At 39.3% G+C, this 8,218-nt stretch carries 10 protein-coding genes; 9 read left to right on the top strand and 1 reads right to left on the bottom strand.

Going from position 1 to position 8,218, the window contains the following annotated elements:
* From RHS_RS23220 to RHS_RS23230, 3 genes are all read left to right on the top strand, one after another.
* On the top strand, positions 1-411 hold a 411-nt coding region (locus tag RHS_RS23220; RefSeq protein WP_047834504.1), incomplete at its 5' end, for a formate--tetrahydrofolate ligase.
* A gap of 73 nt (positions 412-484) precedes the next feature.
* Positions 485-1,264, top strand: coding sequence for a formate/nitrite transporter family protein (locus RHS_RS23225; protein ID WP_027296544.1), 780 nt, complete (start codon positions 485-487; stop codon positions 1,262-1,264).
* A 127-nt stretch (positions 1,265-1,391) separates the two neighbouring features.
* Positions 1,392-2,567: a hypothetical protein gene (locus tag RHS_RS23230; protein ID WP_047834505.1), complete on the top strand. Its 1,176-nt coding sequence runs from the start codon at positions 1,392-1,394 to the stop codon at positions 2,565-2,567.
* Positions 2,568-2,771: 204 nt separating this feature from the next.
* Here RHS_RS23230 and RHS_RS23235 read toward each other — a convergent pair whose 3' ends face one another.
* On the bottom strand, positions 2,772-3,539 hold the full coding sequence (locus RHS_RS23235) for a DUF6062 family protein (RefSeq protein ID WP_047834506.1): 768 nt from the start codon (positions 3,537-3,539) through the stop codon (positions 2,772-2,774).
* Positions 3,540-3,678: 139 nt separating this feature from the next.
* Here RHS_RS23235 and RHS_RS23240 point away from each other — a divergent pair, with 139 nt between their 5' ends.
* From RHS_RS23240 to RHS_RS31745, 6 genes are all read left to right on the top strand, one after another.
* On the top strand, positions 3,679-4,170 hold the full coding sequence (locus RHS_RS23240) for a MarR family winged helix-turn-helix transcriptional regulator (RefSeq protein WP_027296547.1): 492 nt from the start codon (positions 3,679-3,681) through the stop codon (positions 4,168-4,170).
* A 168-nt stretch (positions 4,171-4,338) separates the two neighbouring features.
* Positions 4,339-5,520, top strand: coding sequence for an ArsA family ATPase (locus tag RHS_RS23245; RefSeq protein ID WP_044295496.1), 1,182 nt, complete (start codon positions 4,339-4,341; stop codon positions 5,518-5,520).
* Entirely contained in the window at positions 5,513-5,815 is a 303-nt protein-coding gene (locus tag RHS_RS23250; RefSeq protein WP_044295497.1) for a hypothetical protein, read from the top strand. Before RHS_RS23245 ends, RHS_RS23250 begins: the two co-directional genes overlap by 8 nt.
* Positions 5,816-5,826: 11 nt before the next feature.
* The gene (locus RHS_RS23255; RefSeq protein ID WP_047834507.1) at positions 5,827-6,993 is read left to right on the top strand and encodes an ArsA family ATPase; all 1,167 of its coding nucleotides are present in this window, start codon (positions 5,827-5,829) and stop codon (positions 6,991-6,993) included.
* A 220-nt stretch (positions 6,994-7,213) separates the two neighbouring features.
* The gene (locus RHS_RS23260) at positions 7,214-7,993 is read left to right on the top strand and encodes a pseudouridine synthase (RefSeq protein ID WP_047834508.1); all 780 of its coding nucleotides are present in this window, start codon (positions 7,214-7,216) and stop codon (positions 7,991-7,993) included.
* A 71-nt stretch (positions 7,994-8,064) separates the two neighbouring features.
* A partial coding sequence (locus tag RHS_RS31745; RefSeq protein ID WP_395023426.1) for a hypothetical protein occupies positions 8,065-8,218 on the top strand: 154 nt, incomplete at its 3' end.

Here is an 8,218-nt window from a genome sequence, read left to right on the forward strand (position 1 = left end):
GCAAAAGAAGTAATCCGTTTGGTAGAAGAGCCAAGCGAATTCCACTATTCTTATGAATTAGAAGGAAGTATCGAAGATAAATTAAATGCAATCGTACAGAAAGTATATGGCGGAAAGAAAGCCGTTCTCACAGCAAATGCTCAGAAGCAGGCAAAAGAACTGGAAAACCTTGGATTCGGGAACTGCCCGATCTGTGTTGCTAAGACACAGTACAGTCTGACAGATGACCAGACAAAGCTTGGCGCACCGACAGACTTTGAAGTAACAGTACGTAACTTAAAGATCTCCGCAGGAGCAGGCTTTATCGTAGCCCTCACAGGAGAGATCATGACCATGCCAGGACTTCCAAAAGTACCGGCAGCAGAAAGAATCGACGTAGACGAGACAGGAAAGATTTCCGGATTGTTCTAATTATTTAATATGCAGGGAAGGTGGGGACCTTTCCTGCATATAGAGGATCTAAAGGAAAGAGGAGGTATTTGTTATGTTTCAGGAAGAATTTCAAGCAGTTTGTAATTCAGGAAAAGCAAAATATGGGTTGTTGAAAAATAATCCTCTTGGATATTTTGTTTCCTCAATGGTAGCTGGAATGTTCATTTCATTTGGTTCCTTTGTAACCTTTGTTATGGGAACGCCTCTGAAAGAAGCGGGAGATCCGATGATGAAGGCTGTAATGGCTTTCTCATTTGCAGCGGCTTTAAGTCTGGTGGTAGCAGCCGGAGCAGAATTATTTACTGGTAATAATTTTGTAATGACCTCTGCATCTCTTAATAAAGTTGTAACATGGGGTAATACAATTAAACTATGGATTATATGTTATATTGGTAACTTCCTGGGGTCTATCGCATCAGTTTTTGTTTTTCAGCTGACCGGTGTACCGAAGGGAGCAGTTGGGGAAATGTTTGCTTCTACTGCAGCAACAAAAGTGGGACTTGGACCGGTAGAACTGCTGACAAGAGGTATATTGTGTAATATCCTTGTTTGTCTGGCGGTATGGTGCAGTATTAAATTAAAAAATGAAGTAGCTAAGCTGATTATGGTTTTTTGGTGCATTTACGTATTTATGATTTGCAGCTGCGAACATAGTATAGCGAATATGAGTATTATTGGCGTAGGTTTACTGAATAAAGGCGATGCGGCAGTTACAATAGGCGGTTATTTCTACAACCTTTCTTTAGTAACAATTGGTAATATGATTGGCGGTGCAGTGTTTGTTGCAATACCATATTATTTAATTTCCAAAAACAAAAAAGAAGCGCAATAAAGTATACAATTTCTTAATATTATCGTAAGAAAATAGAAGTTTCTCTTAAAAAATAGTTGAGACTTCTATTTTTTTGTGTTATAGTGTTACAGGTAGCAAGTAATTGATTGGTCATGAGAGGTAAAGAATGAAGAAAATCAAAATCTCAGTTGTAATACTCACACTGGCATTAATTTTTGGACTTGCAGGCAGTGTAACTTCTATAAATGCGGAAGCTGCTGTAAATGTTGTGAAAAAGGCTAAAACAGTCAAAAGTACATCAGGAAGCTGGAAACAAAATTACATAGGACGATGGTTTCAGTATAAGAACGGCACTTATCCAAAAAACAAATGGATAAAGATAAAGAATAAAATTTACTATTTTGATAAGAGTGGATATGTAACAACAGGCTGGAAGTATTATAAGAAGTCTTATTATTATTTAAATGAGACAGGCAGTAAAAAAGGCGCACTGGTAAGAGGCTGGAAAACAATAAATGGAAAGCGTTATTATTTGTCTAAAACAACAGGAGCCATGTACACCGGCTGGCATACGATTGGTGGTAAAAAGTACTATTTTGATAAAAAGAGCTCTAATTTAGGAGCTATGGTTAAAAAGCGCTGGGTGAATGGACGTTATCTGCAGAAGGATGGTACGATGGCCGTGAACTGTAAGGCAGGGAAGTATTATGTGGGAGCTGACGGAAAGAAAACAAAGGCACCACAGGAGCCGGAAAACCAGAATCCGGGAAATGGTAATTCAGGACAGACCAATCAGGGTCCCAATGACAATGCCGGAAGTTCCGGAGTAAAACAGTATAATACATATGTATTTGTAGGTGATTCCAGAACCGTAGGAATGGAAAATGTAATTGGTTCCAAAGATGGAAATGCACAGTATATTGCAAAGGTAGGCGAAGGTTATAACTGGCTGATGTCTTCAGGGCTTACGCAGCTTAAGAAGAAGCTGGACTTTAACCCATATGTAAAAGTGGTATTTAACCTGGGGGTTAATGACTGCGCATCCAATACCGTTTTACAGTATATCAATGTGTATCAGGAATTGATTGCAAGTTATCCAAATACAAAATTCTATATGATGTCAGTAAATCCAGTTAATGACAAGGTTGCATCATCCGTAGGATATCTTATAAAAAATAAGCATATTACACCATTTAATATGCAGCTAAAGGCAGCTTTTCCAAATCTTTATATTGATACCTATACGTATTTAAAGACTAATGGATTTGGCACGGCAGATGGTGTTCATTATGATAATGATACGTACCAGGCAATCTATGATTATACGATGAGCCATACGTAAAAGAAGTTTGGGACAAAACAGGTTCGCACGTTTTATTAAGCTGATCTACAGGAATGCTTGAAAATGGACTGCAGCTATCTGCTTGAGCGGTAAAGTTTGTGAAATGTAACTTTTTAGTTGAATATGAAAATTGATAAAAGGGTATTTGGAGAGTTTTCCGAATACCCTTTTGAATATCTAAATATTAGTAAAACAAAATTATAATTATTTATCGCTTTGGAAAACGGGATCCGCAGGATAACCGCCGCCCAGCTTCTGCATACATCTTTGAACACTGTCCCGGGAATTGCCCCAGTCCTTGTCCTTATTCAGGTAATCATATTTCGCAGTAAACCAGGTTACTTCTTCCTCCAGACGCTTCATACTATCTTCCATGAGTTTGAAAAGCATGGGGTAATAAAGATTTTTTTGTTTATCATTCAGCTTATCTTCCGCAGTTTCGATGACATCTGCAAAATGATGGAGACAGAAACCTTTGCTGTTTTTCACTATTTCTACAAATTCCGGATTATTTTTTAACATTTCAAAAAAGGTATCCAGATAACGGTTATAATTATCATTAAAATGATTACAAACGTAGCAATCATTTTCTTTTTCTGTAATCCAGGCTCCAATGTTTGTTTTACGGATTTCCGGTTCGATGGTTGTTTTTTTGATACGTTTTAGCATGGATGATTTACTGGGAGCGAATGATTTGATCTGTGCCTGCAGTTCTTCATTCAATTTGTGGAAATGGGTACTTAGTATTAAAGCACTCCCAAGGCGGTTGCCATAGTCAAACATCATTTTATAATGATGGCGGCAGAATCCGATCTTGTCGGTTTCCATGCGGACGTCATCTTCCATATAGGCAGAACCAAGAATAAAAGAAATTGCATGCTGTTCCAGGTTTCGCTCTATAAAACAAAACGGACATTCGTCGTTTGCATTAAATGCATCCATTAAGGGGATGGTATATATGGTTTCTTTCATATAAAGAGGCCTCCTTTAGCGTCGTTATGTATACTATAGCACAGAAAACAAGTTTGGAATATAAAATTCTTGACAAATTATTACTTCGAGAGTAGAATTAAAATATACTTCGAGAAACGAAGTAAAGGAGTGATTACCTATGAGTGAGTTTCCGGCATCCGTAGAGGAAATGGTATTTGAAATAATGGATAAATGCAAATTTGTTTTTTATCCGGAACAGCGGTTTGATCTGTTTCTAAACTGCTCGAAGAATGAAATCTTTGCTTTACTGTTCGTTTACCGCCAGAAACAGGTGAATATGAGTGAAATAGCAGAATATATGAACATTCCGCTTAATACGGTTACCGGAGTCATCAGCCGTCTTGAAAAAAAGCATCTGGTACGCAGAGAGAGAAGTGATCAGGATAAGCGGGTTGTAACCATTTCACTCAGTGAAAAAGGAACAGATTTCATGTATCACGAAATGATGGAACTGGGAAATTATTTTACCAGAGTGATGGCTGCATTTTCGGAAGAGGAGAAGAGAACCCTCTTTGGCATGGCAGATAAGATCTTTGCAGTATTGAACCAGAGGGAAAAAACTGGTGAAAAGCCAAAGGAGAAAAAAGTCCGAAAGATTGCAATTGAGTAGTCTGAAATTGAATGTTGGTTAAACTGTATTTTAACAGAGCTTTGCGGCTCTGTTTAAAAATAATAAATAGTTCGAGTTTCGAATAATTCGAACGAAGAAATAAATAGAATATACAAAATGAAATAATATAAGTTGAACCGGGGAGCTATTTTCCGGGAAAGGAGATTTATGAATAGAATCATAATTTTTACAGGAAAAGGAGGCGTAGGTAAGACCAGCATTGCAGCGGCACACGCCAGGAAAGCATCCAAAGAAGGGAAAAAAACATTAATTGTAAGTACGGACATGGCGCATAATTTAAGCGATTTATTTGAGCAGCCTCTTGGAAAAGAAGAAATGCAGGTAGCTGAGCATTTATTTGCTCTGGAAATAGATCCTGCCTATGAAATGGAGCATGATTTTTCATCTATGATGAATGCTTTTGCAAATATGCTCCCGGCAGGAAGCGGGGAAGAAAATATAATGAATGACCTGGATATGATACCGGGAATCGAAGAGTTATTTTCCCTGTTAAAAATTCAGGAAATATATAATCGTAAAGAGTACGAGTTGATTATAGTGGACTGTGCGCCTACCGGAGAGACGCTTTCCCTGCTGAAATTTCCGGAACTTCTTTCCTGGTATATGGAAAAACTGTTCCCACTGGGAAAAGTGGCGGTTAAAGTGATGCGGCCGGTAACGAAAAAGCTTTTTCAAATTCAATTGCCGGATAAAAAGGCTATGAATGATATCGAAAGAATGTATTTGAAACTGGCTGAATTGCAGGAGCTGATGAAGGACAGGGAGATCAGCAGTATAAGGCTTGTGGCAATACCGGAAAAAATGGTAGTGGAGGAAACAAAGAGAAATTATATGTATTTGAATCTCTATAATTTTAATGTGGATGGACTCTATATTAACCGGGTTTTGCCGACGGATATTAATAATCCCTTTTTTGATGAATGGCTGGGGATCCAGCAGCAGTATATCAAGGAATTAAAAGAGGTATTCCAAAGCGTCCCGGTGTATGCCATTAAATGGTATGATATCGATTTAAACGGTCTCACGTCACTGGACCGGGTGTGTGAAGATGCGCTGCAGGAAGATGATCTGTTTGCAGTAAAGAGAATCATACCGAATGAAGTCTATGAAAAAACAGAGAATGGCTATCTTTTAAAGGTATATCTGCCGTGTGTGAAAAAAGAGGAAATCGTAATGCATGAAGCGGGCCGGGACCTTATTGTGAAGATCGGGAACTTTAAAAGAGCAATTCCCATGCCATCTACTCTGCGGGGACATTATGTACAGTCCGCAAAGATGAAAGACCAGTCCCTGCACATACAGTTTGTTAAGGAGGAAGAGGATGAATAAGACATTTATAACAAAAATTGTTCAGGCAAAGAAATTAGAAATAGAAGCATTTCAGGAGCTGTTGCCGGATGAACTAAATGACAGGATGAAAAATTGGAGGACCGGAGCGGGAGATTGGTTAAAGGACTGTGCGGTTGAAATTTATCTGGCTGGAAAAAAAGAGACGAAATCTTGTAAAGACGAAAGAGATGGGAGTCGGGAAAACGAGTCTGAAAAAGCAGATATGTACACCGGAGATAATTTTACGAAGAAATCAGAAAAAACGAAACGCACCAAAAAAGTGATCATTGAGTAGGGGGAAGGAACATGAGAATATTATTATATACGGGTAAAGGCGGTGTAGGGAAGACCAGCATAGCAGCAGCAACGGCCTGTAAAATCGCGGAAAGTGGAAAACGGGTTCTGATTATGAGCACAGACCAGGCACACAGCCTGGGTGACTCCTTTGATTGTAAACTCAGCAATGATCCGGTGAAAATAACGGAGCATTTATTTGCAATGGAAATCGATGCCGTAGCGGAAAGCGAACGTGCCTGGGGAAATATAAAGGATTATTTGAAAAAGCTGCTGACATCCAGATCAGGGGAAAGCATAGAAGCAGAGGAACTGCTGGTTTTTCCAGGATTTGAAGAGCTGTTCTCTCTGTTTAAAATTCTGGAGATATACGAAGCGCAAAATTATGATGTGTTGATTGTGGACTGTGCACCTACCGGTGAGACAATATCACTGTTAAAATTTCCCGAAATGTTTGGTGACTTGCTGGGGAAAATAATGCCGATGAAGAGAAAGGCAATCAAAGTAGCAGGTCCGCTGGTAGAAAAAACAACCAAGATTCCTATGCCAAAAGAGACTCTTTTCGATGAAGTAGAGATCTTGTGTTCCAAAATAGAACAGCTGCAGGATCTGATGTCTGATAAGGATGTTCTAAGCCTGCGTATCGTGACTACCCCGGAAAAAATCGTGGTAAAAGAAGCAAAAAGAAATTTTGCTTATCTCCACATGTATGATTACAATGTAGATGCAATCATTGTAAATAAGGTGTATCCCAGGTCATCTTTATCGGGATACTTTAATCAATGGATAGAAAACCAGCAGAACAGCCTGCAGGATATCAGACAGAGCTTTTTTGATATTCCGGTATTTGAAATGGAGTTTTTAAAGCATGAATTGAGAACGGCAGAGCGACTCAGAACAGCTGCGGATATGGTATACGGAGATACGGATCCGACGGCAGTTCTGGCGGTCCAGCATATATTTGTCCTGGAAAAAGAGCAGGAGAAATACTACTTAAAAATAGCAATCCCATTTGTGGATAAACGGGAATTGGAACTGGAACTAAAAGGAGAGGAACTGGCACTTACGATCAAAAATGAAAGGCGTAATCTGATACTTCCGCCAAAACTGCGGGGTTATGAAGTAGCTGGTGCAAAATATGAAGAGGATGTGCTTAAAATTGAGTTTGAACATATTTAGTTGAGAAAACCAGCTTTGTAGCGACAACCTGAATCTGGAAAAGATGGGGCACGCAATTCCTCCACGCCCCATCTTTTCGTACACTGCCCCATCTACAAAGCGTCTGCTTCTCAACAAAACATCCCATCTAACCTCAAATCTTACTTGCAGTTCATTTGGAATTACCATATAATAGTGAGGATATGTAATAAAGTGAAAGAAAGCAGGCTTTAGAATATTTATGAAAAATAGGATGCAGGAAGAATTTTCAGGGAAAGATAAACATGAACCGGTACGGCTGAACAAATTTCTGGCTGAATCTGGTGTGTGTTCCAGAAGAGAAGCGGACAGGCTGATCGAAAGCGGTAAGGTGACTGTGGATGGGCAGACGGCTGCCATGGGTCTGAAAGTTTTGCCCATTCAGGATATCCGTGTCAATGGAAAAAGAGTAAGCAGAGAAGAAGAGATGATATTATTGGCTGTCAATAAGCCGGTAGGTATTATCTGTACCTCAGAGAAGAAATGGGGAAGCAATAATATAGAAGATTTTTTGCATTATCCCAAACGGATTTTTTCTATTGGAAGACTGGATAAGGATTCGGAGGGTTTGCTGTTGATGACAAATAATGGGGAAATCCTGAATAAAATTATGCGTGCGGGAAATTATCATGAAAAGGAATACGAAGTCAGGGTGAACAGGCCCGTTACGGATGAATTTATCCGGCAGATGGCAAAAGGAGTTCCGATTTTAAATACCGTGACCAGACCATGCAAAGTGGAGAAGATCGGAGAAAAGCAATTTCGCATTATTCTGACCCAGGGACTCAATCGTCAGATTCGAAGGATGTGTGAAGCGCTGGGGTATAAAGTGACCAGGTTAGTGCGTGTACGTATTATGAATATCCGCCTGGGACATTTGAAAGCAGGAACATACCGTAAACTGACCGATAAGGAAATCGAAGAACTTTATCAGATGATACAGGATTCCAGTAATGGACCGGAATACACAAGCCGTATATAGGGGATGAATGAGTTATAAATATATAAGCACATTGCTGTAGAGTTTAAGAATCAGTAAAGAGAGGCCATATTATGAAACAGAGAATCGACGAACTTAAAGAACAGATCAATTACCACGCAGATCGTTATTACAACATGGATGCACCGGAAATTAGCGACTATGAATATGATCAGCTGATGCAGGAATTAAAGAAGATTGAAGCAGAGAATCCGGAGCTGGTGACTC

This window comes from Robinsoniella sp. RHS (assembly GCF_001029355.1).
In the GTDB taxonomy this organism is placed as follows: Bacteria; Bacillota; Clostridia; order Lachnospirales; family Lachnospiraceae; genus Robinsoniella; species Robinsoniella peoriensis.

Bases quoted from the DNA above. Each gene is read 5' to 3' on its own strand.
- RHS_RS23225 (WP_027296544.1), top strand. From the start codon at position 485: ATGTTTCAGGAAGAATTTCAAGCAGTTTGTAATTCAGGAAAAGCAAAA.
- RHS_RS23230 (WP_047834505.1), top strand. From the start codon at position 1,392: ATGAAGAAAATCAAAATCTCAGTTGTAATACTCACACTGGCATTAATT.
- RHS_RS23235 (WP_047834506.1), bottom strand. From the start codon at position 3,539: ATGAAAGAAACCATATATACCATCCCCTTAATGGATGCATTTAATGCA.
- RHS_RS23240 (WP_027296547.1), top strand. From the start codon at position 3,679: ATGAGTGAGTTTCCGGCATCCGTAGAGGAAATGGTATTTGAAATAATG.
- RHS_RS23245 (WP_044295496.1), top strand. From the start codon at position 4,339: ATGAATAGAATCATAATTTTTACAGGAAAAGGAGGCGTAGGTAAGACC.
- RHS_RS23250 (WP_044295497.1), top strand. From the start codon at position 5,513: ATGAATAAGACATTTATAACAAAAATTGTTCAGGCAAAGAAATTAGAA.
- RHS_RS23255 (WP_047834507.1), top strand. From the start codon at position 5,827: ATGAGAATATTATTATATACGGGTAAAGGCGGTGTAGGGAAGACCAGC.
- RHS_RS23260 (WP_047834508.1), top strand. From the start codon at position 7,214: ATGAAAAATAGGATGCAGGAAGAATTTTCAGGGAAAGATAAACATGAA.